At 69.6% G+C, this 23,678-nt stretch carries 29 protein-coding genes and 1 tRNA gene; 15 read left to right on the forward strand and 15 right to left on the reverse strand.

What is annotated here, in order from left to right:
• Positions 1-3 precede the first annotated feature (3 nt).
• Entirely contained in the window at positions 4-711 is a 708-nt protein-coding gene (locus tag IE317_RS23945) for a leucine-rich repeat domain-containing protein (protein ID WP_191313571.1), read from the reverse strand.
• Positions 708-1,550: a helix-turn-helix transcriptional regulator gene (locus IE317_RS23950; protein WP_191313572.1), complete on the reverse strand. Its 843-nt coding sequence runs from the start codon at positions 1,548-1,550 to the stop codon at positions 708-710. Before IE317_RS23950 ends, IE317_RS23945 begins: the two co-directional genes overlap by 4 nt.
• Positions 1,551-1,661: 111 nt before the next feature.
• Here IE317_RS23950 and IE317_RS23955 point away from each other — a divergent pair, with 111 nt between their 5' ends.
• Positions 1,662-3,068 (forward strand): MFS transporter, encoded by a 1,407-nt coding sequence (locus tag IE317_RS23955; protein ID WP_191313573.1) that lies wholly within the window; start codon positions 1,662-1,664, stop codon positions 3,066-3,068.
• Between the two features lie 63 nt (positions 3,069-3,131).
• Here the strand turns inward: IE317_RS23955 and IE317_RS23960 are convergent, their stop codons facing one another.
• The 4 genes from IE317_RS23960 to mug all read right to left on the reverse strand — a co-directional run bounded on the left by IE317_RS23960 (position 3,132) and on the right by mug (position 7,157).
• Complete coding sequence (locus IE317_RS23960) at positions 3,132-3,407, reverse strand: GlsB/YeaQ/YmgE family stress response membrane protein (protein WP_191313574.1); 276 nt, start codon at positions 3,405-3,407, stop codon at positions 3,132-3,134.
• Positions 3,408-3,545: 138 nt separating this feature from the next.
• The gene (locus tag IE317_RS23965; RefSeq protein ID WP_191313575.1) at positions 3,546-5,381 is read right to left on the reverse strand and encodes an acyl-CoA dehydrogenase; all 1,836 of its coding nucleotides are present in this window, start codon (positions 5,379-5,381) and stop codon (positions 3,546-3,548) included.
• Positions 5,382-5,540: 159 nt separating this feature from the next.
• Entirely contained in the window at positions 5,541-6,332 is a 792-nt protein-coding gene (locus tag IE317_RS23970) for a response regulator transcription factor (protein WP_191313576.1), read from the reverse strand.
• A 264-nt stretch (positions 6,333-6,596) separates the two neighbouring features.
• On the reverse strand, positions 6,597-7,157 hold the full coding sequence (gene mug, locus IE317_RS23975) for a G/U mismatch-specific DNA glycosylase (RefSeq protein WP_191313577.1): 561 nt from the start codon (positions 7,155-7,157) through the stop codon (positions 6,597-6,599).
• Positions 7,158-7,439: 282 nt separating this feature from the next.
• Here mug and IE317_RS23980 point away from each other — a divergent pair, with 282 nt between their 5' ends.
• Positions 7,440-7,616: a hypothetical protein gene (locus tag IE317_RS23980; RefSeq protein WP_003058066.1), complete on the forward strand. Its 177-nt coding sequence runs from the start codon at positions 7,440-7,442 to the stop codon at positions 7,614-7,616.
• On the opposite strand, the gene IE317_RS23985 is transcribed toward IE317_RS23980, so the two are convergent.
• Entirely contained in the window at positions 7,557-8,183 is a 627-nt protein-coding gene (locus IE317_RS23985; RefSeq protein ID WP_191313578.1) for a VanZ family protein, read from the reverse strand. The two genes, IE317_RS23980 and IE317_RS23985, sit on opposite strands and share 60 nt — an antisense overlap.
• Positions 8,184-8,392: 209 nt before the next feature.
• Between IE317_RS23985 and IE317_RS23990 the strand changes: the two genes are divergently transcribed.
• The 4 genes from IE317_RS23990 to IE317_RS24005 all read left to right on the forward strand — a co-directional run bounded on the left by IE317_RS23990 (position 8,393) and on the right by IE317_RS24005 (position 12,463).
• Positions 8,393-9,472: a Gfo/Idh/MocA family protein gene (locus IE317_RS23990; protein WP_191313579.1), complete on the forward strand. Its 1,080-nt coding sequence runs from the start codon at positions 8,393-8,395 to the stop codon at positions 9,470-9,472.
• A 38-nt stretch (positions 9,473-9,510) separates the two neighbouring features.
• Complete coding sequence (locus IE317_RS23995) at positions 9,511-10,290, forward strand: alpha/beta fold hydrolase (protein ID WP_191313580.1); 780 nt, start codon at positions 9,511-9,513, stop codon at positions 10,288-10,290.
• Between the two features lie 116 nt (positions 10,291-10,406).
• Positions 10,407-12,098: a bifunctional metallophosphatase/5'-nucleotidase gene (locus IE317_RS24000; RefSeq protein ID WP_191313581.1), complete on the forward strand. Its 1,692-nt coding sequence runs from the start codon at positions 10,407-10,409 to the stop codon at positions 12,096-12,098.
• A 38-nt stretch (positions 12,099-12,136) separates the two neighbouring features.
• The gene (locus IE317_RS24005) at positions 12,137-12,463 is read left to right on the forward strand and encodes an MmcQ/YjbR family DNA-binding protein (RefSeq protein ID WP_191313582.1); all 327 of its coding nucleotides are present in this window, start codon (positions 12,137-12,139) and stop codon (positions 12,461-12,463) included.
• Here IE317_RS24005 and IE317_RS24010 read toward each other — a convergent pair.
• Positions 12,453-12,983, reverse strand: a complete 531-nt coding sequence (locus IE317_RS24010; protein WP_191313583.1) for a GNAT family N-acetyltransferase — start codon at positions 12,981-12,983, stop codon at positions 12,453-12,455. The genes IE317_RS24005 and IE317_RS24010 overlap by 11 nt on opposite strands.
• 2 nt (positions 12,984-12,985) lie before the next feature.
• Positions 12,986-13,363, reverse strand: coding sequence for a nitroreductase family deazaflavin-dependent oxidoreductase (locus IE317_RS24015; RefSeq protein ID WP_191313584.1), 378 nt, complete (start codon positions 13,361-13,363; stop codon positions 12,986-12,988).
• Positions 13,364-13,469: 106 nt separating this feature from the next.
• On the opposite strand from IE317_RS24015, the gene IE317_RS24020 reads away from it, so the two are divergent.
• A complete protein-coding gene (locus IE317_RS24020; protein WP_191313585.1) occupies positions 13,470-14,120 on the forward strand; it encodes a hypothetical protein in 651 nt (216 codons plus the stop codon).
• Between the two features lie 46 nt (positions 14,121-14,166).
• Here IE317_RS24020 and IE317_RS44665 read toward each other — a convergent pair whose 3' ends face one another.
• Positions 14,167-14,745: a cytochrome P450 gene (locus IE317_RS44665; RefSeq protein WP_229902889.1), complete on the reverse strand. Its 579-nt coding sequence runs from the start codon at positions 14,743-14,745 to the stop codon at positions 14,167-14,169.
• Complete coding sequence (locus IE317_RS24030) at positions 14,685-14,942, reverse strand: hypothetical protein (protein WP_191313586.1); 258 nt, start codon at positions 14,940-14,942, stop codon at positions 14,685-14,687. Before IE317_RS24030 ends, IE317_RS44665 begins: the two co-directional genes overlap by 61 nt.
• 118 nt (positions 14,943-15,060) lie before the next feature.
• Here IE317_RS24030 and IE317_RS24035 point away from each other — a divergent pair, with 118 nt between their 5' ends.
• Together IE317_RS24035 and IE317_RS24040 are read left to right on the forward strand one after the other, a co-directional pair.
• Positions 15,061-15,411, forward strand: a complete 351-nt coding sequence (locus IE317_RS24035) for a YciI family protein (RefSeq protein ID WP_043787244.1) — start codon at positions 15,061-15,063, stop codon at positions 15,409-15,411.
• Positions 15,408-16,634, forward strand: a complete 1,227-nt coding sequence (locus IE317_RS24040; RefSeq protein WP_191313587.1) for an RNA polymerase sigma factor — start codon at positions 15,408-15,410, stop codon at positions 16,632-16,634. Before IE317_RS24035 ends, IE317_RS24040 begins: the two co-directional genes overlap by 4 nt.
• Here IE317_RS24040 and IE317_RS24045 read toward each other — a convergent pair.
• Positions 16,626-16,696: transfer RNA gene (locus tag IE317_RS24045), tRNA-Gly, on the reverse strand. The two genes, IE317_RS24040 and IE317_RS24045, sit on opposite strands and share 9 nt — an antisense overlap.
• A gap of 109 nt (positions 16,697-16,805) precedes the next feature.
• On the opposite strand from IE317_RS24045, the gene IE317_RS24050 reads away from it, so the two are divergent.
• Both IE317_RS24050 and dcd read left to right on the forward strand, forming a co-directional pair.
• Positions 16,806-17,999, forward strand: a complete 1,194-nt coding sequence (locus IE317_RS24050) for an oxygenase MpaB family protein (protein WP_191313588.1) — start codon at positions 16,806-16,808, stop codon at positions 17,997-17,999.
• A gap of 23 nt (positions 18,000-18,022) precedes the next feature.
• Entirely contained in the window at positions 18,023-18,604 is a 582-nt protein-coding gene (dcd, locus tag IE317_RS24055; protein WP_003058109.1) for a dCTP deaminase, read from the forward strand.
• On the opposite strand, the gene IE317_RS24060 is transcribed toward dcd, so the two are convergent.
• On the reverse strand, positions 18,601-19,794 hold the full coding sequence (locus IE317_RS24060) for an FAD-dependent oxidoreductase (RefSeq protein WP_191313589.1): 1,194 nt from the start codon (positions 19,792-19,794) through the stop codon (positions 18,601-18,603). The two genes, dcd and IE317_RS24060, sit on opposite strands and share 4 nt — an antisense overlap.
• Positions 19,795-19,867: 73 nt before the next feature.
• On the opposite strand from IE317_RS24060, the gene IE317_RS24065 reads away from it, so the two are divergent.
• The 4 genes from IE317_RS24065 to IE317_RS24080 all read left to right on the forward strand — a co-directional run bounded on the left by IE317_RS24065 (position 19,868) and on the right by IE317_RS24080 (position 22,020).
• Entirely contained in the window at positions 19,868-20,338 is a 471-nt protein-coding gene (locus IE317_RS24065) for a MarR family transcriptional regulator (protein ID WP_191313590.1), read from the forward strand.
• Between the two features lie 75 nt (positions 20,339-20,413).
• Positions 20,414-20,686 carry a hypothetical protein gene (locus tag IE317_RS24070; protein ID WP_191313610.1) on the forward strand — a complete coding sequence of 91 codons (273 nt, stop codon included), beginning with the start codon at positions 20,414-20,416 and terminating at the stop codon, positions 20,684-20,686.
• Between the two features lie 37 nt (positions 20,687-20,723).
• Positions 20,724-21,176, forward strand: a complete 453-nt coding sequence (locus tag IE317_RS24075; RefSeq protein WP_229902890.1) for a DUF7507 domain-containing protein — start codon at positions 20,724-20,726, stop codon at positions 21,174-21,176.
• Positions 21,177-21,321: 145 nt separating this feature from the next.
• Positions 21,322-22,020 (forward strand): CAP domain-containing protein, encoded by a 699-nt coding sequence (locus IE317_RS24080; RefSeq protein ID WP_191313591.1) that lies wholly within the window; start codon positions 21,322-21,324, stop codon positions 22,018-22,020.
• A gap of 28 nt (positions 22,021-22,048) precedes the next feature.
• Here IE317_RS24080 and IE317_RS24085 read toward each other — a convergent pair whose 3' ends face one another.
• Together IE317_RS24085 and IE317_RS24090 are read right to left on the reverse strand one after the other, a co-directional pair.
• The gene (locus tag IE317_RS24085; protein WP_191313592.1) at positions 22,049-23,050 is read right to left on the reverse strand and encodes a cation diffusion facilitator family transporter; all 1,002 of its coding nucleotides are present in this window, start codon (positions 23,048-23,050) and stop codon (positions 22,049-22,051) included.
• A 17-nt stretch (positions 23,051-23,067) separates the two neighbouring features.
• Entirely contained in the window at positions 23,068-23,499 is a 432-nt protein-coding gene (locus IE317_RS24090) for a DUF742 domain-containing protein (protein ID WP_013230882.1), read from the reverse strand.
• Positions 23,500-23,678 lie beyond the last annotated feature (179 nt).

Consider the following 23,678-nt stretch of genomic DNA (forward strand, 5'->3'; position numbering starts at 1 on the left):
TTGTCAGCGAAGGACCATGCACCCCGCCTCCTCGAAGTCGCGCAGCCACGCCGGCTCCCGCAGCTGTTTGTTCCACCGCAGATCCAGCTTGTCCAGTTTGGACAGCTGAGCCAACGACGCGGGCAGCTCGGTCAAGGAGTTCTCCCGCAGGTCCAGCTGACGCAGCTCACCCAGCAAGCCGATCGACGACGGCAGCGAAGTGAGCCGGTTGCCCCGCAGGTGCAACTCCCGCAACGAACTCAGCGCGCCGATCGACTCGGGCAGCGTGGTCAGCTCGTTGCGGTACAACCGCAGTTCGCGCAGCGACGCGAACCCCGAGAGGTCCGACGGCAGCGACGTGAGCCGGTTGTCCGTGCACCCCAGGTACCGCAGCTTGCCCAGCCGGCACCAGGCCGCCGGGAACTTCGTCAGCCGGTTGTCGCTGACGTACAGGTACTCGGTGAGCCCGGCCAGCTCGCCCAGCTCGTCCGGCAACACGTCGAACCGGTTGTGCGCCAGGTCGAGCGTGTGCAGCGACGTCAGCGCCGAGATCCCCGGCGGCAGCACGGAAATCCGGTTCGCCGCGAGGTTCAGCACGCGTAGCCCGGTCAGCGACCACAGCGACCCGGGCACCTCGGCGATCGCGTTCTTGTACAGATCGAGCCGGGTGACGTCGGAGGGGATCGAAGGCACCGACGTCAGCCCCCGATCGCTCAGGTCCAGTTCCGTCATGACCCCTCCCGGCGAGTCAAGGGCAGCAGCGCCCACGTCGATGCGTCGTCCGGAGTGGACACCTGGATCCGCAGCCCCGGCGCCTCCGAGACGGCCAGCTCGGTCAGCCGGAGGCGCATCCGGCCGGCCCGCGGGTGCTGGAACTCCCGCAACCGCGGCCGCGGCTCGGCCACCTCGTGCCGCGCCCACAACGCGGCGAACTCGGGGCTCAGCGCGGCCAGCCGCCGGATGTCCTCCTCCCAGGACGGATCACCGACGTGCCTGCCGTACTCGGCGCGCATCCGCGCCACCATGTGCGGGACCTCCTCGTCGTAGTTCAGCAGCATCCGCCGCGCGTTCGGCTCGGTCACGCAGCACCACAGCAGGTTCTTGTGCAGGCACGGCAGGCTGTGCCACTCCCAGAACAGCTCCGTCTGCGCCGCGTTCGACTCGAGGACGTCGAACCGGCCGTTGATCACCGTGGCGGGCAGCGGATCCAGCGCGCGCAGCACCTCGCGCACGGCGTCCGGCACCACCTCGACCGACGACGGCAGCCGCGACGGCGTCAGCTCCGCCAGCCGGTACAGGTGCTCCCGCTCGGGGTGGTCCATCCGCAGCGTGCGCGCCACGGCGTCGAGCACCTGCGCGCTCGCGTTGATCGGCCGCCCCTGCTCCAGCCACGTGTACCAGGTGACGCCGACGCCCGCGAGCAGCGCGACCTCCTCCCGCCGCAACCCGCTCGTGCGACGGCGCACGCCGGGCGGCAGCCCGACCTCCTCCGGGCCGATCCGCGCCCGGCACGCCTTGAGGAACTGGCCGAGTTCCTCCCGGTGGCTGGTGTGAACCTGCGTCGACGTCATGCGGACCATGGTGCCCGACGGGTACGACAATTTTCGGCGAAACAGGTGCTGCCAGTACCAGCATCGACAGGCTCTCTCCGCACCAAGCCAGAAAATCCCATGGTCAGAGGCATGACTCTGACCACCTCAGCCCCGGCCGTCCCGGACCGGGCCACCCGGCGGCCGTGGTTCATGCTGGCCGTCCTGCTGCTCGGCCAGTTCATGGCGCTGCTCGACGTCACCGTCGTGAACGTCGCCATGACCGACATCCGCACCGACCTGCACGCCTCCGGCGCCGCGCTGCAGCTCATCGTCTCCGGCTACACCGTGGGCTACGCGATGCTGCTGATCACCGGCGCCCGTCTCGGCGAGCTGTTCGGGCGGCGGCGGCTGTTCGTCACCGGTGTCGCCGCCTTCACCGTCTGCTCGCTGCTGTGCGGGTTCGCGCCGGACCCCACCACGCTGATCGTCGCGCGGATCGCCCAGGGCGCCGGCGCGGCGTTGATGATGCCGCAGGTCATCAGCGTCATCCAGGCGCAGTTCAGCGGCCCCGCGCGGGCCAAGGCGCTCAGCGCGTACACCGCGGTCATCTCGGTCGCGTTCGTGGCAGGCCAGGTGCTCGGCGGGGTCCTCGTCGGCGCGGACCTCTTCGGGGCAGGCTGGCGGCCGATCTTCCTGGTGAACGTGCCGATCGGCGTGCTCGTGGCCGCGTTGGCCCTGCGGCTGGTACCTGGCGGCGCGGCGGGAGCGGGCCGCCGGCTCGACCTCGCCGGCCTCGCACTCGCCGTGCCCGCGGTCGTGCTCGTCGTGCTGCCGCTCGTCCTCGGGCACGAAACCGGCTGGCCGATGTGGACGTTCGGCTCGCTCGCGGCGGGCGTACTGCTGGCCGTGCTGTTCGTGGTCCTGGAACGCCGGGTGCGCGACCCGCTGGTCGACCTCGGCGTCCTGAAGGTCCGCGGGGTCGCACCCGGACTGGCCGCGCTCGCCACCGGCATGGCGTCCTACGGCGGTTTCCTGTTCTGCGTGGCGTTGCACCTGCAGACGGGCCTCGGGGAGACGGCGCTGTCCGCGGGGCTCACCATGGTGCCCGGAGGCGTGGTTTTCGGCGTGTGCGGGTTCTTCTGGCACAAACTGCCCGCACGCGTCCACACGGCACTGACGCCGTGCGGCTACGCCGGGTCGGCGATCGCGTACGCCTTGCTGGCGTTGAGCTTGAAGGACGGCGGAAGGGGCGGCGCGCTGTTCTTCGCCGCGCTCATCCTGTTCGGCCTCTCCATGGGCCTGGCGTTCGGGTCCCTGATGGCGCACGCCCTCACCCACGTCCCGCTCGCCAGCGCGGCGGACGCCAGCGGGCTGCTCACGACGACGTTGCAGCTGAGCCAGGTCGTGGGGGTGGCGACGTTCGGCAGCCTCTTCCTGACGCTCGCCGGCGGTTCCTCGGCCCACGCCGTGACGACGACGATGACCTGGGCCGCGGCGCTGCTGCTGGTGGGTGCCGGGTTCGGCGTCGCGCTCGCCCGCGCGTCGGCCCGGCGGTAGCCCACGGAAAAGCCCGGCCGGTTCACCCGAAGGTGGACCGGCCGGGCCGCAGATCCGAAAGCGTTACCTGGTTACACCTCGGCGACCGTAGGCACCGGCGGCGATGCTGACACCGATCGCGGCCAGCACAACCTGGGTGAGGACCTCGAGCCAGTCGATGCCGTCCGTGTCGGCGTAGCCGAGACCACGCGCGATCGCCGTGCCGATGAAGGCGGCGATGATACCGATCACGATGGTCAGCCAGATGGGGATGTTCTGCTTGCCGGGAGCGAGCAGCCGGCCCAGAACGCCGATGATCAGCCCGACGACGATGGCGCTGATGATGCCGGCGACAGTCATCACTTTCTCCTCTCGGTGATCGCGGATCCGGCCACTCGGTCCCGCGAACTCGCAGACGGAATTCCCCGGCTTTCCCGCGTCGAAACGCCGAAGGGCCCCTTCCCGGGTCGGAAGGGGCCCTTCGGCGGAACGCATTGATCAGAACGCGGCTTCGTCGATCTCCATGAGCGCGTTGTCGGCGGCCTCCACGATGGCGCGGCGGGCGGTCAGCTCCGGCAGCACCTGCTTCGCGAAGAACGACGCCACGGCGATCTTGCCCTCGTAGAACGGGGTGTCCTTGGCGGACGCGCCCGCGTCGAGCTTGCCGATGGCGACCTCGGCGTGCTTGAGCAGCTGCCAGCCGATGAGCAGGTCACCGACCGACATCAGCAGCCGGACCGTGTGCTGGCCGACCTTGTTGATGCTCTGCGGGTCCTCCTGGGACGCCGTCAGGTAGCCGATCAGCGAGCCGAGCATGCCCTGGGTGTCCTCGAGGGCCTGCTTGAGCAGCGCACGCTCGTTCTTGAGCCGGCCGTTGCCCGCCTCGGACTCGATGAACTTGGTGATCTCCCCGGCGACGTAGGCCAGCGACTGGCCCTTGTCGCGGACGATCTTCCGGAAGAAGAAGTCCAGCGACTGGATGGCCGTGGTGCCCTCGTACAGCGAGTCGATCTTCGCGTCGCGGATGTACTGCTCGATCGGGTAGTCCTGCAGGAAGCCGGAGCCACCCAGCGTCTGCAGCGACTGCACGAGCTGCTCGGTGGCGCGCTCGGAGCCGACACCCTTGACGATCGGCAGCAGCAGGTCGTTGACGCCGTGCGCGAGCTTCTGGTCGCCTTCGCCGGTCCACAGCTGGTCCTGGAAGGAGGCGGTGTAGAGGTACACCGCGCGGAGGCCCTCGGCGTAGGCCTTCTGGAGCATCAGCGAGCGGCGGACGTCCGGGTGGTGCGTGATGGTGACGCGCGGCGCGGTCTTGTTCAGCATGTTCGGCAGGTCGGCGCCCTGGACGCGCTCCTTGGCGTACTCGAGCGCGTTGAGGTAACCGGTCGACAGCGTCGCGATGGCCTTCGTGCCGACCATCATCCGGGCGTACTCGATGACCTGGAACATCTGCGCGATGCCGTCGTGCACCTCGCCGAGCAGCCAGCCCTTGGCCGGGGTGCCGTGCTGGCCGAAGGTGAGCTCGCAGGTCGTCGAGGCCTTGATGCCCATCTTGTGCTCGACGTTCGTGACGAAGGCGCCGTTGCGCTCGCCCAGCTCACCGGTCTTGGTGTCGAAGTGGAACTTCGGCACGAGGAACAGCGACAGGCCCTTGGTGCCCGGCTTGGTCTCGATGCCGGGGCCCTCGGGGCGCGCCAGCACGAGGTGCATGATGTTTTCGCTCATGTCGTGCTCGGCCGAGGTGATGAACCGCTTCACCCCGTCGATGTGCCAGGAGCCGTCCTCCTGCTTGGTGGCCTTGGTGCGGCCCGCGCCGACGTCGGATCCGGCGTCCGGCTCGGTCAGCACCATCGTGGCGCCCCAGGCCCGGTCGATCATGATCCGGGCCCAGTGCTTCTGCTCTTCGGTGCCGTTCTTGTCGACGATCATGGCGAAGTTCGGGCCCGCCATGTACATGAACAGCGGGGCGTTCGCGCCGAGGATCAGCTCGGACGCGGCCCACTGGACCGTCGGGGGGAGACCGAAGCCGCCGAGGTCGTTGGTCAGGCCGAGGCGCCACCACTCGCCCTCGATGAGCTGCTGGTAGCTCTTCTTGAACGACTCGGGGATCTTGACGCTGAACGTCTTCGGGTCGTACACGGGCGGGTTGCGGTCGGCGTCGGCGAAGGACTCGGCGAGCGGGCCGGTCGCGAGCTTGTTCAGCTCGGACAGCACACCGCGGGCGGTCTCTTCGTCGGATTCGGCGAGCACACCCTTGCCCAGGCGGTCCTGCACGCCGAGTACCTCGAAGAGGTTGAACTCCAGGTCTCGGACGTTGCTCTTGTAGTGGCCCATGTCGTCACTCCAATGTGTTCGGCTCCCCGGCCGGGCACATGTTCGCCTTACTCGCCGGTAACTTCAGGATATTACCTGTGGGTAACCAGAGCAAGCAGATCCGCACTTCCGAGTATCGGAAATTCCCCTGAATGTTGCCTTCTTCCTGGTGAAGAGGCGTCAGCGGTGGCCCGGGATCGCCGTTGTGTCCGCCGTCACCGGGACGTACCCGTCTTCGGGCCGGGCGATGAGGATCCCGCTGCGGAAGGCGATCGTCACCGCGTGTGTCCGGTCCCGGGCGGAAAGCTTGCGCAGGATGCTCTTCACGTGGGTCCGGACGGTCTCCACGGACAGGAACAGCAGCTTCGCGATCGCCGAGTTTTCGAGTCCTTCGGCGACCAGTTGGAGCACCTGGTACTCGCGCCTGGACAGCGGCATCGCGCCGCGCGGGGACGGCGGGCTGTCGGCGGCGACGTCACCCTTCGGGGCGGTCGCGCGCTTCGGCCGGGCGGTCAGCGCGGCCAGCGCCGGGTCGATGTACCGGCGTTCGCTGTGCGCCCGCCGGATCGCTTCGGCGAGACGTCGTGAATCGATCGACCGCGGCACGATCGCGTGCGCGCCCGCGGCGATCGCGGCGGCGAGGTACTGCTGCGTGCGATTCGCGTCACGGATCAGGGTGACCAGGAGCAGGGCCGGGTCGCCGGCGTTGAGCAGCTTGGTCAGGTGGCAGTTCGGGTCCAGCGCCGAGTCGAGCACGACGACGTCCGGCTTGACCTGCTCGCACAGCTGCAGAGCGGCGTGGTGGCTGGCGGCCTGTCCGGCCCAGTGCAGCCCCTGGCTGCGGTGCACGAGCGCGGCGAGGCCGTCGCGGAAGATCGGGACGGGATCGACGACCGCCACACCGAGGCTGCGCCCGCCACCGGGTCCGGCCGGCGGCCCCGTGGGCCTGCGGGTGGGCTCGATGCCGTGCATCGCGGGCCTCCGTCTCTGCGCCGTCGCTCACCGGTGCCGGACGTCTCCGGCGCCGTCCGGTCCCCCTGCCGGGACCGGTGGAGTGACTCCTCCTGCTTGGTACGAGTCGCGATTGCGCAGCTCATGACGCCAAATCCCCCTCATGGCCCAATCTGCCGGTCACAGCAAACTTTCCGTAGAAGTGGATCTTGGGGAGCTGGCTCCGCCGGGCAGGATGGGACCTGTTGGGGCAGTCGGCGCTACTGAGGGTGGCCCGCAGGCCGTTCAACGATTTCGACAGTCTTCGGATGCGGCCCGCAGCCGGGCGAACTCCGCCGCCAGCCCGGCCGGCGTCCAGTGTGCGTTGAGCCCGCTCGGGTTCGGCAGCACCCACACGCGCGTGTCGCCGATCCGGTGGTCTTGCGGGCCGACCTGCGCCTTCGGGAACCCGAAGGCGGTCCGGTAGGCGGTGATCCCGACGACGGCCAGCCAGGCCGGCCGGTACTCGAGGACTTTCGCGGTGAGGATCCGCCCGCCTTCACGGAGTTCGTCGTCGGTGAGTTCGTCGGCGCGGGCGGTGGTCCTCGCGACGACGTTCGTGATGCCGAGCTTGAGGTCGAGCAGCTGGTCCTGCTCGCTGGGTGCGTAGAGGCGCGGGGTGAAGCCGCCCTTGTGGAGCGCGGGCCAGAAGCGGTTGCCCGGGCGGGCGAAGTGCTGCCCGAGCGCGCCGGAGTAGAGGCCGGGGTTGATGCCGCAGAAGAGGACGTCGAGGCCGGGGGCGATGACGTCGGGGATGGTCGTGTTGTGGGCTGCGGCCAGTTGGTCCTTGGTGGGTCGGGTGCTCACCCGTCCAGTCTCCGGCACGCCGCGCTCGACCGCGGCGCGTCACCGGCTGACGCGGGCCGATGTCCGCGGATCGCTCGTGACCGGCGGTGGCACCAGGAATTCACCTGCCGCCGCCTCGACCTCCAAACCCTCTTGACCTGGGCCGATCTCACCTTCGACGGCTGGCTCGCCGCTGACCGGAACTGGTTCGCTGCCCGGGCCGGTCGCGTGGGGTAGCGAATTCGGCACTGACCTGCGTAACCTGTGTGATCTCCCGCACAGCGCCGTACCGAGGAGGATTTCGTGCAGCTTCCGATCGTCCTCGGGCTGGTCGCGCTGGTCCTGGCCGTCGCCGCGCTCGTCGTCGTCCTGGAAGACCGGCGGGCCGCCAAGCGGGCCGCGCTGCAGCGGAAAGCCCGCCTAGCGCGTCTCGGCGAAGTCGACCCGCTCGCTCCGGGCCGGCTGCACGTCGACCGTTGAACGCCGGAGCGTCAGCAGGAGCGCCCCGAACACCCAGCCGACCATCGCCCCGGCCGTGTTGTTCATGAGGTCGTCGACGTCGAAGATCCGGTAGACGTACGGCGCCGTGCCGAAGTTGGCCGTGAGCTGCGTGACCTCGATGAACAGTGATGCCGTGAAGCCGATCAGCGCGGTGCCCGTCAGGCCGCGGCGCCAAAGGATCCGTGCGAACACCCCGAGCGGCACGAACAGCAGGACGTTCAGGCACGCCTGCTGGAACGTCTGCGTCATGAACCACTGCCCGCCGTGCTTGAGCAGCTCGGTGTGGATGTCGGCGATCCATTGGAAGGGGTGCAGCTGCACGGTCTGGGCGAGCCGGCGGGTGCCGGGGCCCGGCAGCGGCAGGAAGACGACCGCGAGAGTCATGCAGCCGTAGAGCAGCACCGCCGCCGTGGTCGCGATCCCGCGCCACCGCAGGCCGCCGTGCCGGGCGAGCTGGGTGATCAGCTGCGGCACCAGCACCACGGCCCACAGCGCGAGGAAGGCGATGAAGCCGTACTGCAGGGCCGTGAGCTGTGCGTTCGTCATGTCATCGACGTTATGGATCTTGGCCGGGGCGCCGCTTCGGTCGATGAGCCCGGCTCCCTCGGCCACTCGGCCGACCCGGGTGCGGCCGATCGACGGCTCGCGGGTGATCGAAGTCATGCCGTCGTAACCGGATGCGGCTTGCGCCGATACGGGAATGACTACGACGCTCGGCACGTCGGAGTCTTTAGGGGGCAACGAAAGGAACGCTCATGGCACCGGTCCGGGTCGGCATCGTCGGGCTCAGCGCGAACGGCGGCTGGGCCGCGACCGCGCACGTGCCTGCGCTGGCCGCGGTGGACGGCTACGAGCTCCGGGCGCTCGCCGGGAGCAGCGCGGAGACGGCGCGGGTGGCCGGCGAGAAGTACGGCGTGCCGCTGACCTTCGGCGACGCTGGCGAGCTCGCCCGGCACCCCGAGGTCGACCTGGTGGTGGTCGCCGTCAAGGTGCCCGAGCACCGGGCACTCATCGAGCCCGCGCTGGCCGCCGGCAAGCAGGTGCTGAGCGAGTGGCCTCTTGGTGTCAGCCTGGCCGAGACCGAGGCGCTGGCCGAAGCCGCGCGGGACAGGACGACCGCGGTCGGCCTGCAGGGCCGGTCGGCGCCGGCGCTGCGCTACCTGCGTGACCTCATCAAGGACGGGTACGTCGGCCGCGTGCTTTCGACGTCGCTGATCGCTTCGGGCGCGAACTGGGGCCCGAGCGTGCGGGCCGGCCGCGACTACCAGCTGCACCCCGCGGGCGGGGCGACGATGCTGACCATCCCGTTCGCGCACACCGTCGACACGGTGGCCATGGTCCTCGGCGGCTTCGCCGAGCTCTCGGCGACGATGGCGACCGTCCGGCCGCGGGTGCGTGACGAGGTCACCGGCGAGTCCGTCGAGATGACCGCGCCGGACCAGATCGCCGTCACCGGCGTGCTGACCGGCGGCGCCGTCGCGTCCCTGCACCTGCGCGGCGGGACGTCGCCGGCCACGAACTTCCGCTGGGAGATCAACGGCACCGAGGGCACGCTGGTCGTCGACGCCGCGGACCCGCTGTTCTGGATCGCGAAGCTGACGCTGCGGGGCAGCCGGACCGGCACGCTGGAAAAGCTCACCGTGCCCGCGCGCTACGAGCTGCCGCAGCTGGCCGGCCGCAGCGCCGAGCCGTCGTACAACGTCGCGCACGCCTACGCCCGGCACCTCAAGGGCGACCTGCCGGACTTCGCGCACGCCGTGGGCGTGCACCGGGTGCTCGACGCCGTCCAGCGGTCGGCCGACAGCGGGAGCCGCGTCGTGCCGGACGCAAAGTAACTGTTACCGCCGGTTGCAGATTCCGCTACTCTCGAGTCATGGACGACGTCGTCTACGACCGCGCGGGCCGCGGCGAGCCGCTGGTGCTGATCCACGGCATCGGCCACCGCCGTCAGGCGTGGGCGCCGGTGTTCCCGCTGCTCACGCCCCATCGCGACGTCATCGCCGTCGACCTGCCCGGCTTCGGCGAGTCGCCCGAACCGGTCGGCGGGTACGGCATCGAGCCGGCGCTGGTGATGTTCAAGGAGCTCTTCACCGACCTCGGGCTCGGCCGGCCGCACGTCGCCGGCAACTCGCTCGGTGGCCTGCTGTCGCTGGCGCTCGGGCAGGCCGGGCTGGTCCGCAGCGTCACGGCGTTGTCGCCGGCCGGGTTGTGGAACCGGCGCCAGAAGATGTACGCGATCGCCACGCTCAAGGCCCACCGCGCGCTCGCGCAGCGCACGCCGCCGCACGTCGTGCGCCGCATCGCCGCCACGGCGTCCGGACGCCGCGCCCTGACCGGGATGATCGTCGGACGTCCCGAGCTGCAGACTCCCGACACGGTCGTCGAGGACGCCCACGCGCTCGCCACTGCCCCGGGCTTCGAGCCCACCGCCGCCCAGTCCCGCGGTGACTTCCGGTTCACCGGGCCGGTCACCGGCGTCCCGGTGACCATCGCCTGGGCCGAGCGTGATCGGATCCTCGCCCGGCCGCGCGTCGCCGACCTGCGGAAAGTCGCGCCGGACGGGGTGTTCCGGCTGCTGCCGGGCTGCGGGCACGTGCCGATGAACGACGACCCGGAACTCGTCGCGCGGGTCCTGCTCGACGGAAGCCGTTAGGTGACATTCGCTTTACGTCCGTCTTTTGACCCTGGTAGGTGACTGCTTCGCGAGGCAGAATCCTCCGCCGTGCGCCCGTTCGGGGACCCTGGGCGCGAATCGGAGGAAGAACACTCATGAGGCTTTCGACCCGGCTCGCGGTATTGGCCGCGGCCGCGCTGGCGACGACGGCGGTGACCACCGCACCCGCGTCCGCGGGCCAGCGCCCGGATCCCACCACCGACGTCCGGATCATCGGGTTCAACGACCTGCACGGCAACCTGGAGCCGCCGTCCGGCTCCAGCGGGCGAGTGGTGCAGTCGGACGGGACCACTGTGGACGCCGGCGGCGCCGCGTACCTGGCCACGCACGTGAAGCAGCTGCGGGCGCAGGTGGCCAACTCGTTCGTCGTGTCCGCCGGTGACAACATCGGCGCGTCGCCGGTGATCTCGGCGCTGTTCCACGACGAGCCGACCATCGACTTCCTGAACATGCTGGGTGTCGACACCTCCGTCGTCGGCAACCACGAATTCGACGAGGGCTACCAGGAACTGCAGCGCATGCAGTTCGGCGGCTGCCACCCGACCGACGGTTGCCAGTTCCAGAACACCTTCAAGGGTGCGAACTTCCCGTTCATCGGGTCCAATGTGTACTTCACCAACGGCCTGCCCGCGCTGTTGCCGTTCACCGTGAAGTTCGAAGGCGGCATCCCGGTCGGCGTCATCGGCGCCACGCTGAAGGACCTGCCCACCGTCGTCACGCCGGAGGCCATCAAGGGCCTGAAGTTCGGCGACGAGGTCGAGGCGATCAACCGGACCGCGAACCTGCTCGACTTCTTCGGCGTCAAGGCCCAGGTCGTGCTCCTGCACCAGGGCGACGGCACCGAGGTCGAGGGCCCGAACGACTGCAAGCTGCGCCCGGGCCCGGCCGCGGCGATCGCGGCCGCGGTGACGCCGAAGGTCGACGCCTTCTTCACCGGGCACAGCCACCAGCAGTACAACTGCGTGATCAACGACCCGGCCGGCCAGCCGCGGCCGGTCATCCAGGGCTCGTCGTTCGGGCGCCTGCTTTCGGTGGTCGACCTGAAGATCAGCCGCAAGACCCGTGACGTCGTGCGGTCGCAGACCAAGGCGTTCAACGAGATCGTCACCCGCACGGTGACGCCGGACCCGGCGGTGGCCGCGCTGGTCGCCGAGGCCAAGACGAAGTCCGCGCCGATCGCGAACAAGCAGGTCGGCACCATCACCGCCGACCTGCCGGCGGCGGGCAACGCGGCCGGTGAGTCGCCGCTCGGCGACGTCATCGCCGACGCGCAGCTCGCGGGCACGCAGTCGAACAACGCGGTCGTCGCCATGACCAACCCGGGCGGCATCCGCGCCGACCTGACGTACAAGTCGTCGCCGAACGGCGAGGGCGACGGCGTGGTGACCTACGGTGAGGCGTTCACCGTGCAGCCGTTCGCGAACATCATGCAGACGATCACGCTGACCGGCGCGAACCTGAAGAACGTGCTGGAGCAGCAGTGGCAGGGCTCGGTCACCCGGTTCCTGCAGATCTCGAGCTCGCTGCACTACAGCTACTCGGCGTCCGCGCCGCAGGGCTCGCGGATCTCGGACCTCACGATCAACGGCACGCCGGTCGACCCGGCGGCGTCGTACCGCGTGTCGGTGAACAACTTCCTCGCCGCCGGCGGGGACGGCTTCACCGAGTTCACCAAGGGCACGAACCTGTCCGGCGGCCCGGTGGACCTCGATGCGCTGATCGCCTACCTGGGCGCACACCCGAACCTGGCCCCGCCCGCGGCGGACCGGATCACCCGCCTGCCGTAGGTCCGGTTTCTCCAAGACACCGGGTCGACAATGAACCCATGACGACCTGGGAAGACGTCGTCCGCCTCGCCTCCGGGCTGCCGGAGGTGGAGGCGTCGACGTGGTATCGGACGCCCGCGCTGAAGGTGGCGGGCAAGGGGTTCGCGCGGCTGCGCACCGAGGCCGAAGGCGGCCTGGTGGTGCTCTGCGGGCTCGACGAGAAGGCCGCGTTGCTGGATTCCGGCGACGCGGCCTTCTTCACGACCCCGCACTACGACGGGCACGGCATGGTCATCGTCGACCTGGACCGCGTCGACGTCGATCAGCTGCGTGAGCTGCTCGAAGAGGCGTGGCGGCTGAGGGCGCCCAAGCGGCTCACCACTTGAGCTCGCCCTTCAGCATGCTCATCAGGATCATGTCGTGCCGCTCGCCGTCGGCGTCGATGAACGATTCGCGGTGGCGGCCCTCTTCGACGAAGCCGATCTTGCGGTAGACGTGCCTTGCGGCCTCGTTCTCGGCGACCACCCACAGCGTGATCTGGTGCAACCGCATGGCGTTGAAGCCGTAGCGGCACATCATGCGCAGGGCCTCGGTGCCGTAGCCACCACCCCGGTACTCGGCGTCGCCGATGTAGACGTCCAGCGTGGCCTCGCCGAGTTCGGGCTCGGCGTCCCGTAGGTCGATGACGCCGATGAGCTTGCGCTCGGCCTTGGCCTCGATGCCGAGGACGACCTTCCCGTAGGTGTTGAGCGCGCGTTCCTCGCAGCGCTTGCGCACCTGGGCCAGCGAGAGGGGGTGCTCGTTGACCATCCACCGGCCGACTTCGGGGTCGTAGGTCCACGGGTGCAGCCGTTCGGCGTCTTCCGGCTCCAGGGCGCGCAGCCGGACGAGTTCCCCCTCGATCATGTCTACTCCCGTTTCAACAGCAGAAAGTCGTTGACGTCCAGCAAGCCGAGGACCTGCCGGATCGGCACCGGCATGGCCTTCCGTGATTCATCATGCACGAGCTCGGCGCCGTGGGTGGACAGGTTTTCCCGCCGGGTGACCAGGGTGCAGCCGCCCGCGGCCAGCACGTTCTTCACCCAGTCCGCCTCCGGGCCGTAGGTCAGCGCGACGACGAAACCGTCCTTCGTGCGGAACACGTTGACCGGCGTGCGGAACTCGCGCCCGGACTTCCGTCCCTTGTGGACGACCATGGCGAACCCGGGCGCCCAGCCGGCGACGTGCTTGAGAACCTGGTTGGTCGCGACGCGGTTGAAGCGGGCGACTCGTTTGGAGAGCACCATGCGCCCATGATGATCCCGCGGGCGGCAGATATCAACAGTCGATGAATTAACCGATCGGGTGACCCCGGCTCCCCGCACGCACCGCGCCGATGGTGGGATGTCACGCATGTCGACCGAATGGCCGCTGCGCCAGGACCCGGAAGGGCCGGTCATCATCGCGCTGGCCCTGGTGAACGACCCCGACGCGCTGGGCTTCGTCGTGCTGGACGACGAGGACGACTGGTTCATCAGCGACGGCACCGAGCTGTCCGACGACGTGCTGGTCAACCGCGAGAGCTTCGGCAAGATGTCGCTGCGCGAAGCCGTCGAACTGCTGCCGCAGCTGGGCGCGCTGGCCGACCTGCCGACCGGGATGGCCGCCGACTGGGACCCGGAGCGCCGCACGTGGCTGCTCTCGTCGGTGACCGGGTCCGACGACGAGGACGAGGACGTCCGGCTGCTCGCCCAGCGCCGCGCGGCGTGGAAGTACGAAGGCTCGCCCGACGACGAAGCCCAGATCAGCAGCGGCCTCACCGAGATCCCGACCGGCCCGCAGCAGCCGGTGCGCGCGGTCCGCCAGGTGGTCCGCGAGCAGGACGGCACCTGGCTGTTCGTCGGGTTCGAGGTCCCCGAGGCGGAGGACTTCGAGGTCGAGGGGCTGGAGCTGGAGCACGTGGCGAACCTGTATCCGGACGTGCGTTCGGTGCTGAAGGCCGCGCCGGGTCAGGTGTACGACCGGGCGACGCCGGACTCGGACTGGGAACTCGTCGAGGGCTGACTGTCTTTTCGGGGGTTCCGGGTGGCGGAGCCCCCGGCCCCGGTTGTCACAGCTCGATCGGCAGGTGGAAGAGCCCGCGCGTGATCGGGCTCGGCCGCAGGCCAGGTCTGCTTCGGCGACGGCGAGCCGTGGCCACGCGGTCGACGGCCGCTATTTCGCGCGACGACGCTGGGTGAATCCGCGCCGATCGCGGAGGTTGTCCACACCCGCGGCGGGATGTGGACAAATGCCGGCGGAGAACCGATTCTCGGGCTGCTTGTCGTACCTCGCCGATAGACTGGACCCGGGGACGCCCCCTGGGAGCGGCGGAGTCGATGACGAGCGACCACTCGTGGACGTCCTCGCGGTAGGACTCGGGCACCCCGAGCAGGTCGCAGATGATCGCGATCGGCAGCGGGTAGGCGAGGTCGGTGACGAGATCGCCGTGCCCGCGCGCCTCGACGGCGTCGCGCAGCTCGTCGGTCACCCGCTGGGCGCGCTCGCGCAGGTTCTGCATCCGGCGCGGGCCGAACGCGCCGGCGCACGCGCGGCGCAACCGCGTGTGCTCGGGCGGGTCGGTGTTGATCATGTTGGTGACGAGTGACGGCCGGTGGTCCAGCGGCAGGCCCATGCCGAGCGCTGCCACTCTTCGTTCCCGGCGAAGGGACTCTTGACCAGCGCGGGGTGGTTGAGCGCCGTCACGGCGTCGTCGTACCGCGTGATCAGCCAGGCCCAGGTGCCGGTGGGGAAGTCGAGCCGGTGCGGCGGTCGTTCGCGCAGCCAGGCGTAGGCGGGTGAGGGGTCGCGATCGAAGTCCGGACCGAACAGCGCGGGCTCTCCCATGCGGTCACCCTGCCCGCCGAAGTTTCTTCGCGACAAGTGTCCCGGCGCGGCTTCGCCCGTTCGTCCCTACAGTGAGAACCGGCGATCGGCGCCGGTCAGGACCCGCGAGGAGCAGCTCATGCCCAAGTACGCCGCGATCATCTACGCCACCGACATCGACCCGACCACGCCCGAAGCCACGGACATGATGAAGGACTACGACGAGTTCGGCGCGGGCGCGGCCGCGGTGATCCGCGGCGGCGCGGCCCTGTACCCGACGGCCACCGCGACGACGGTCCGCGTCACCGGCGGCAAGGGCGGCGACATCGTCACCAGCGACGGCCCGTACGCGGAGACGAAGGAAGCCCTCACCGGCTTCTACCTGCTCGAATGCGCCGACCTCGACGAAGCGGTCAAGGTCGCGGCCCGCATTCCGGGCGCCTGGGACGGCGCGATCGAGGTCCGGCCGGTCGTCGACTTCGGCAAGTGACCGGCGCCGGGGACGCGGTCGCGCGGCTGGTCCGGGACGAGGGCATCCGGGTACTGGCCACGCTGGTCCGCGTCACCGGCAGCGTCGACCTGGCCGAAGACGCGGTGCAGGACGCCGTCGTGCGCGCACTGGAGACGTGGCCGCGCGACGGCGTCCCGGCCAATCCCCGCGGCTGGCTGCTGGTCGCGGCCCGCCACCGCGCGGTGGACGTGGTCCGCCGCGAGGCGAAGCGGCTCGGGAAGGAGGCCGTCGCGATGCCAGCCGTCGACCCGTACCCGGACCCGGTGTCGGTCCGCGACGACCTGCTGCGGCTGGTCTTCACCTGCTGTCACCCGGCGTTGTCGCTGGAAGCGCAGGTGGCTTTGGCGCTTCGGACATTGGGCGGTTTGTCGACCGCGGAGGTCGCCCGGGGCTTGCTGGTGCCGGAAGCGACGATGGCGAAGCGGCTGACGCGCGCGAAGCAGAAGATCGCTCAGGCACGCATTCCGTACCGGGTGCCGTCGGCGGATGAACTGCCTTCTCGGCTGGCCGGCGTGGCTTCGACGGTGTACCTGATCTTCAACGAGGGCTACACGGGCCGCGCGGCGTTGCTCGCGGAGGGCGTGCGGCTGGCGCGCCTGCTGGCTTCCCTGATGCCGGACGAGCCGACGGCGTTGGGGCTGCTGGCTTTGGTGCTGCTGCAGGACGCCCGCCGTCCCGCGCGGTTCTCCTCGGGTGTGCCGGTGTTGCTTTCCGAGCAGGACCGTTCGCTGTGGGATGCCGAGCTGATCAAGGAAGGAGTGGAGCTGGCCGGCCGCGGCCTGCGCCGGACGCCAACGCTGCCGAACCCGTACGTGGTCCAGGCGGCGATCGCGGCTTGCCACGACCTGGCACCGTCGTACGGCGAAACGAACTGGGACGCGGTCATTTCCTGGTACGACGTGTTGTTGTCGGTGCAGGACACCCCGGTGGTCCGCTTGAACCGCGCGGCCGCGGTGGCGGAACGCGACGGGCCGGCTTCGGCATTGGCGCTGGTGGACGCCTTGACGGGGTTGGACGACTACCCTTGGTGGCACGCTTCGCGGGCGGAGTTGTTGCACCGCTTGGGTTCGCCGTCGGCTTTGCCGGCGTTGGCCCGGGCCGAGGAAAAGGGATTGCCTGCCGCTCATGTTGCGCATCTGCGCGCGAGAATGGAAAGCGAAAACCCCGGGCAGAACGCCCGGGGTTTCAAGGAGAGCGGATGACGGGAATCGAACCCGCGTATTCAGCTTGGGAAGCTGATGTTCTACCATTGAACTACATCCGCAGTGCGTCGTCAGCATACACGGCACCGTGATCCCCTTGTCCAGCGCCCTCCGCCTTGACTCGCGCCCGTCAAGTGACAACACTTGTTGTCGACTCCGGAGGTGACTGCCATGGACGAGCCCGAGCTGTTCCGGCAAGGCGGGTTCCGGCTGGCCCAGCGGTTGTTCATCGAAGGTGACATCCGTGGCGACGAACGGCAGATCGCCCGGATCCGCGAGTTCGCCCAGGTGCAGGACAAACTCGCCGACGACGTCGTCGCCTGGATGGCGCAGCAGCCCAAGGGGCAGGGGCGCGCCCTCTTCGAGGAGGCGCTTGCGGACCGGGCAAACGCCATCGGGCCGCTCAAGGACTTCTTCGAGCAGGTCGACGCCAAGCCCTACTGGGTCGACGACGAGCGGCTCGAGCGGGGCGCGAAAGCCATCACCCGGGCCGGGCTGCTGGGGCTCTTCCCGCTCGGGGACATGTCGCTGATGGGCGGCTACCTCGCCTCGCGCGCCACGAAATCGCTGGTCGGGACCGGTGAGATCGAGTACAAGGCCACGCGGCGGCTCGTCGAGACCGCCGCCTGGTGGATCGACGTCACCACGCCCGGTGCCCTCAAGCACGGCGAGCGCGGGTACGCCTCGGCGCTGCGGATCCGGCTCGTGCACGCCCACGTGCGCGCCGCCATGAACCGGCGGGACGACTGGGACTACGCCGCCTGGGATCGGCCCGTGAACCAGGTGCAGACCGCCGGGACGCTTCTGCTCTTCTCGCTCGTCTACGTCTTCGGCACGCAGCTGCTCGGCCTCCGCTACTCCGCGCGTGAGCGCGGTGACATCCTGCACCTCTGGCGGTACATCGGCTGGCTCATGGGCGTCGACGACGAACTGCTGCCCACCTCGGAAGAGGATGCCTGGCGGCTGTTGTGGCTGCTCGCGGCCACCGAGTTCATCCCGGACGACGACTCGAAGCGCCTCGCCAAGGCGCTGATCGAGGCCAACGCCGCCGTCGGCGAGGGGCGCGGGGCCGTGGGGAAGGTGCTCTCGCACGTCTCCGTTGCCGTGCACTCCTCCATCAGCCGGCTTGTGCTCGGGAAGACCAACGCCGACTTCCTCGGCCTGCCGAACGACCCGGTCGCGCAGGCGGCGATCGTCGCGGTGGCGGGGGTCAACTTCGCCGCCGAGACCGTGCGGCGGTTCATCCCCGGGGCCACCGCGCTGCAGGAACGGATCGGCCAGGCCGGGCGCCGCGGGTACGTGAAGCGGCTCGAGAAGATTTTCGCGCCCGACACGACGTACGCGCAGCACATGCGGGCGGCCTGAACCCACCGGATAGGCTTCGGCCCGTGCTGCTCAGTGACCGTGACCTCCGCAAAGAGCTCGACGCCGGCCGGCTCGGCATCGACCCCTTCGATGCCGGCATGGTCCAGCCGTCCAGCATCGACGTCCGGCTCGACCGGTTCTTCCGCGTCTTCGACAACAGCAAGTACACCCACATCGACCCGCAGCTGCAGCAGGACGAGCTGACCTCGCTGGTCGAGAAGGAGGGCGACGAGCCCTTCGTGCTGCACCCCGGCGAGTTCGTCCTCGGCTCGACGTTCGAGCTCGTCACCCTGGCCGACGACCTGGCCGGCCGCCTCGAAGGCAAGTCGTCGCTCGGGCGGCTCGGGCTGCTCACGCACTCGACCGCCGGGTTCATCGACCCCGGCTTCTCCGGGCACATCACCCTGGAGCTGTCGAACGTCGCGAACCTGCCGATCACGCTCTGGCCGGGCATGAAGATCGGCCAGCTGTGCATCTTCCGGCTGTCGAGTTCGGCCGAGCACCCGTACGGCTCCAGCGAGGCCGGGTCCCGCTACCAGGGGCAGCGCGGCCCGACCCCGAGCCGGGCGTATAAGAACTTCCACCGCGTGGACACCTGGCGCTAAACCACGACCTTTTCGTCCCAGTCGATGTGGTGGTTCCACATGAAGGCGTTCGGGTCCTCGTCGAACGGCTTCGCGAACGCCCGCTTGATGAAGAAGTCGCGGACCACGCGCCCGACCGGGCCGATCACCTTCTGATCGCCGTTGCGCTTGCCGGCCGCGACCACCGCCTCGACGCGCCCGCGCCGCAAGCTCTCGTAGGTGGCCAGTGCGCGCTCGACATCGGGCACGTCGCGGAGGCATTTGCCCAACGTGACGGCGTCTTCGATGGCCATCGATGCGCCCTGGCCCGCCGCCGGTGACGTCGCGTGCGCCGCGTCGCCGATGATCACCATGCGGCCGCGGTGCCAGACCGGGACCGTCGGGAAGTCGTACGTCGGCCAGGCCGGGTAGATCTCCCGCGTCGCGCGGATGATCTCGGCGGCCGGTGTCCGGTCGGGGGCCACCAGGTGCAGGAGTTCGGCGCGCAGCTTCTCCCCGGCCAGCGTGGCCAGTTCGGACGCGGTCGGCTCGGTCTTGCGGGCCGGGTTGGCGAACCACCAGACGCGGCCGTCCGAGCTGACGACGTGGCAGAAGAACACGCGCTTGCCGAACACCATGTTCAGCACGCCCGGCTCGTCGGGCAGGTCCAGGCCTTCGGCGAACCCGCCGGTGTTCAGCAGCGGGACGTACCGCGGTGACGGCGCGTCCGGGCCGATGATCGTGCGGACCCGGGAGCGGAGGCCGTCGGCGCCGATCAAAAGGTCGCCCTCGGCGTGCGAGCCGTCCGCGAAGTCGGCTCTGACGTGCGTGTTCGTCTGGCTCGCGCCGATCAGTCGCTTGCCGTACTCGACCTGGATGCCGCGGCGCGCGGCCTCGTCGCGCAACGCCACGTAGAGGTCGGAGCGCAGGACGGTCTGGCTCACCGTGCCGTCCGGGAGGGTGCCGCCCAGCGGGAATTCGGCCAGCCGCGTGCCGTTGCCGAGCCCGATCGACATCCGCGGGGAGTCGAAACCGGCGCTGCGGACGACGTCCTTGAGGCCGAGCGGGAGCAGCGCGTCGAGGCCGTTGACCGCCAGCGTCAGGAATGCGCCGACGCCCTCGGCGCCGCGGTCGTATGCCTCGAACAGCAGCGGCTCGTGCCCGGCTTCGTGCAGGGCGATGGCCGTGATCGTGCCCGCGACGCCGCCCCCGATGATCAGTGCCCGTCTCATGTCGTTCGATCCCTCGAATGTCTTAGAAAGTAATTCGTTCTGTCGAACTAAAGAGTGAGCTAGGCTGGTCCCCGTGTCAAGCGAGCGAACGAAACTCGTCGAAGAGGTCCTGCTCAGGTCGCGGGAGCTGTCGACGGAGACGGTCATGTTCCACACCGCCATCGCCGCAACTCGGGGGCTGTCGGCGGTGGAGACCAAGGTCCTCGACTACCTCGCGCGCTTCGGCTCGCAGACGCCGAAGGAGCTCGCGCGGCTGTCGGGGCTCGCGCCCGCGTCGGTGACGGCGATGATCGACCGGCTGGAGGGCAAGGGCATCGTCAACCGCGAGCCGCACCCGGACGACCGGCGCAAGATCCTCATCGCCCTGGACCTGCGGTCCATCGAGAGCGGCGTGCACCTGTGGGACCACCTCGTCAAGGGCATGCACGAGCTCTGCGACCGCTACACCGACGACGAGCTGCGGACGATCATCGGGTTCGTCCGGACCGCCACCGCGCTCACCCACGAGTCGACGGAGAAGCTGACCGCCGCCACGAACGAGTGAGTTTAAGGGCGCAAAACAGGGTCTCGTGCCACGCTCCCAAGGTCGTCTCGGCCCCGGAGGTGGCGAGGAGTGCCGTTGCCCGAAAGACCGCTTCGCCCGATTCTCGTGCTGGCACTGGTCTTCCTGGCCTCGGCCTTCGTGCCGTCGGCGGGTGCGGCCGCCGCCCCGCCGTTCGAGGTGGGGTACGACGCCGTGGTGTACGGCGACTTCGTCTACGCGGGCAACGGCGTCCTGCGCTGCCCGGTCGCCGCCGACGGCGGGACGGTCGCCACCGCGGCGGCGTGCGCGAACACCGCCGACCGCAAGGACGCCCTGGCGAACGGACGTCCGGAGCGGGGCCTGCACTAAGACCTTCGACGAGCTGAAACCCACGACAGGAAGAACCGTGGCCGCCGGAACGGCGAAGGCCTACACCTGCACCCGCAAAGCGCCGTCCGACGACTTCGGGCAAGCGCTCGAGATCACCGGAATTGACCCCAGTGGTCGCACCGTGCAATCGACCGGTGACACAAAAGTCGACGTCATCCACCCTGGCATCGCGGTGATGAAAGACGCGGCACCGTACGAAGTCCGGGAAGGCGGCACCGTCACGTTTTCGATCCTGGTCAAGAACACCAGTGACGTCCCGCTCGTCGACGTGACCGTCGCCGACGACCACACGCCGTCGTGCGCGCACGCCGCAACCACGCTGGCCGTGGACGCCGAACTTTCGTACACCTGCACAACGACCGCCGGGAAAGTTGGCTTCACGAGCAAAGCAACCGCCACCGGTCAAGACCCGACCCGTCGTCCGGTGAGTGGGTCCGGCGAAGCGGCCTTCGTGGTCCGAATGCGCTGAACGGAGTAACGCGGAAGCGCCCGATTGCCCCGAAATCCATACCTGTCGCCGACGGGAAATGTGACCAGGGCGTTCGTAGGGTTCTCGCCGTAATTGTCCCGTGATACGTTCCTGCGCCGTGTCCCCCATTGGTGAACGTGCTCACGTGGTGATGGTGTCACTCAGTGTGCTGCTCGGCGTTTTTTCCGCCGCGGCCGGCACCTGGATGGCCACCGCGGAAGGAAACACCGCCGAGCTCGGCGCCGCGGCGCTGGTCCTGCCGAACGAGCGCGCCGGCGCCGGCGCCGGCAGCGGAACCGACCTCGCCGGAGGTCAGGTCCAGACCACCACCCCCGGTCAGCCGCCCGCCCCCACCGCCTCGGCCCCCGCGCCGACGACGTCCAGCGCCCAGCCCACGCCGACCGAGACGTCCGCCGCGCCGCAGCCGTCGACGTCCGAGGCCCCACCTCCGCCGTCGAGCACCAAGCCCGCGGCGCCTTCCGTGACCGCTCAAGTCATCGCGCTGGTCAACGACGAACGGGCGAAGGCCGGCTGCGACCCGCTGACCGAGGAATCCCACGTCACGAAGGCCGCGCAGGACTTCAGCGACCTGATGTCGGAGAAGAACTTCTTCTCCCACACCAGCCCCGACGGCACGACGTTCGACCAGCGCATCAAGCAGGCCGGCTACCCGAAGCCGGGCGCGGAGAACATCGCGCGGGGGCAGACGTCCGCGGCGAAGGTCATGGACTCCTGGATGAACTCCGAAGGCCACCGCGCGAACATCCTGAACTGCTCGCTCAAGAAGATCGGGGTCGGCGTCACCACCGACGGCTGGTACTGGGTCCAGGACTTCGGGTACTGAGGGCCGCTGAGGCCCGCTAAGGGCCCCGTTAAGGCTTGCTCCACCGCTCGGCGATGTCGCCGTACCGCGCCAGCACCGTCGCCCGCAGGTCCGGATCGGACCGCGGCACCGGCTCGATGAACACCTCGGTGACGTCGTGGAACGACTCCGTCAGCTCCGAAGCGAGCCGGACGCACGCGCGTTCGAGGTCCGCGGCGCCGAGCGAGTCGTCGAAGTCGACGCGGGTGCAGACCAGCACCTGGTCGGTGCCCATCAGCATGGTCTGCAGGTCGACGAGGGCCTCGATCTCCGGCGCGGCGGTCAGGTGTTCGCGGATGCCGCGGACCAGGGTCGGGTCGGCCTGGCGCCCGACCAGCAGGCCGCGGTTGGTGCGGCCGAGCAGGTAGGCGACGCAGGCGAGCAGCAGGCCGATGGCGATCGACGCGATGCCGTCCCAGACCTCGGAGCCGGTGAGCTGGTGCAGCCCGATGCCGCCGAACGCGAGCAGCAGGCCGACCAGCGCGGCCGAGTCCTCGAACAGGACCGTCTTCGGCGTCGGGTCGTCGATGAGCCGCAGGTACGTCCACAGCGAGCGGTTCTCCGCGCGGGACTCCCGCACGACCTGCCGCACCGCCTGCAGCCACGACGTGCCTTCGAGCAGGAACGCCACGGCGAGGACGATGTAGCTGAGCAGCGACGTGCTCTGCGCCTCGCCGTGCCCGAACAGCGTCGAGACGCCTTCGTAGAGCGCGAACATCGCGCCCGAGGCGAAGATCGAGACGGCCGCGAGCAGCGACCAGAAGTACCGCTCCTTGCCGTAGCCGAAGGGGTGCACGCGGTCGGCGGGGCGCTCGGAGCGCTTCAACGCGGTCAGCAGCAGGACTTCGGTGATCGTGTCGGCCACCGAGTGCGCCGCTTCGGACAGCATCGCGCCCGAGCCGGTGATGATGCCCGCGATCAGCTTCATGATGGCGATCGCCAGGTTCACCCCGCCGGCCAGCAGGACGGTCAGGGTGCTTTCGCCGCCGGAGTTGCCGGATTCCTCGCTCACCCCGGTGAGCGTAGTGCTCAGAGGCGGCGCAGGCCGTGCAGAACGCGTTCCATGAGCGCCATCGCCGGACGCCCGTCGGCGTTGGTCCGGCTGTCGTGGATGGTCACCAGGCCCTGCTCGGCCATGTCGTCGAGCAGGACGCGCACGACGCCGAGCGGCACGCTCAGCGTGGCCGCAACCTCGGCGACCGAACGCGGGTGGAGGCACAGCGAGCGCACCGAGCGGATCTCGCCGGTCACCCGGGCGCCGTCCCAGTGCGCCTCGGCCCGGGTGGAGACCATCGCCTCGATCGCGAGGTGCCGCCGAGACTGCGTCCGGCCGCGCGTGAGGACGTACGGGCGCACGAGGGTGCGTTGCGTGGGTACGTAGTCCTGGGCGAGCCGGATTTCGTCCGGGATGGGGTGGAGTGCGTGTCGGCCGGTCGTAGTGGTCCGCCGGTCCTCGGCCATCCGTGCCGCCCCCTGTTTCCGTGATCGTCAAAGGTGCCCTCGCTGGCAACGGCGGCGGCGAGGAAAGGCCAGGATACGCCGCTTGTCCAGGGTTCAGGCCGTCGTTTCTCCTCAACCTGATGGGCCATTTCAGTGATTATCATGAACATCTTTCAGGAAAACGATTACCGTGACGAAGT

Source organism: Amycolatopsis bullii, from assembly GCF_014654205.1.
GTDB lineage: Bacteria > Actinomycetota > Actinomycetes > Mycobacteriales > Pseudonocardiaceae > Amycolatopsis > Amycolatopsis plumensis.

What these genes read in the sequence shown, in the direction of transcription:
- IE317_RS23945 (WP_191313571.1), bottom strand. Translation starts at nt 711, where the DNA reads ATGACGGAACTGGACCTGAGCGATCGGGGGCTGACGTCGGTGCCTTCG.
- IE317_RS23950 (WP_191313572.1), bottom strand. Translation starts at nt 1,550, where the DNA reads ATGACGTCGACGCAGGTTCACACCAGCCACCGGGAGGAACTCGGCCAG.
- IE317_RS23955 (WP_191313573.1), top strand. Translation starts at nt 1,662, where the DNA reads ATGACTCTGACCACCTCAGCCCCGGCCGTCCCGGACCGGGCCACCCGG.
- IE317_RS23960 (WP_191313574.1), bottom strand. Translation starts at nt 3,407, where the DNA reads ATGACTGTCGCCGGCATCATCAGCGCCATCGTCGTCGGGCTGATCATC.
- IE317_RS23965 (WP_191313575.1), bottom strand. Translation starts at nt 5,381, where the DNA reads ATGGGCCACTACAAGAGCAACGTCCGAGACCTGGAGTTCAACCTCTTC.
- IE317_RS23970 (WP_191313576.1), bottom strand. Translation starts at nt 6,332, where the DNA reads ATGCACGGCATCGAGCCCACCCGCAGGCCCACGGGGCCGCCGGCCGGA.
- IE317_RS23985 (WP_191313578.1), bottom strand. Translation starts at nt 8,183, where the DNA reads ATGACGAACGCACAGCTCACGGCCCTGCAGTACGGCTTCATCGCCTTC.
- IE317_RS23990 (WP_191313579.1), top strand. Translation starts at nt 8,393, where the DNA reads ATGGCACCGGTCCGGGTCGGCATCGTCGGGCTCAGCGCGAACGGCGGC.
- IE317_RS23995 (WP_191313580.1), top strand. Translation starts at nt 9,511, where the DNA reads ATGGACGACGTCGTCTACGACCGCGCGGGCCGCGGCGAGCCGCTGGTG.
- IE317_RS24000 (WP_191313581.1), top strand. Translation starts at nt 10,407, where the DNA reads ATGAGGCTTTCGACCCGGCTCGCGGTATTGGCCGCGGCCGCGCTGGCG.
- IE317_RS24005 (WP_191313582.1), top strand. Translation starts at nt 12,137, where the DNA reads ATGACGACCTGGGAAGACGTCGTCCGCCTCGCCTCCGGGCTGCCGGAG.
- IE317_RS24010 (WP_191313583.1), bottom strand. Translation starts at nt 12,983, where the DNA reads ATGATCGAGGGGGAACTCGTCCGGCTGCGCGCCCTGGAGCCGGAAGAC.
- IE317_RS24015 (WP_191313584.1), bottom strand. Translation starts at nt 13,363, where the DNA reads ATGGTGCTCTCCAAACGAGTCGCCCGCTTCAACCGCGTCGCGACCAAC.
- IE317_RS24020 (WP_191313585.1), top strand. Translation starts at nt 13,470, where the DNA reads ATGTCGACCGAATGGCCGCTGCGCCAGGACCCGGAAGGGCCGGTCATC.
- IE317_RS24030 (WP_191313586.1), bottom strand. Translation starts at nt 14,942, where the DNA reads ATGGGAGAGCCCGCGCTGTTCGGTCCGGACTTCGATCGCGACCCCTCA.
- IE317_RS24035 (WP_043787244.1), top strand. Translation starts at nt 15,061, where the DNA reads ATGCCCAAGTACGCCGCGATCATCTACGCCACCGACATCGACCCGACC.
- IE317_RS24050 (WP_191313588.1), top strand. Translation starts at nt 16,806, where the DNA reads ATGGACGAGCCCGAGCTGTTCCGGCAAGGCGGGTTCCGGCTGGCCCAG.
- IE317_RS24060 (WP_191313589.1), bottom strand. Translation starts at nt 19,794, where the DNA reads ATGAGACGGGCACTGATCATCGGGGGCGGCGTCGCGGGCACGATCACG.
- IE317_RS24090 (WP_013230882.1), bottom strand. Translation starts at nt 23,499, where the DNA reads ATGGCCGAGGACCGGCGGACCACTACGACCGGCCGACACGCACTCCAC.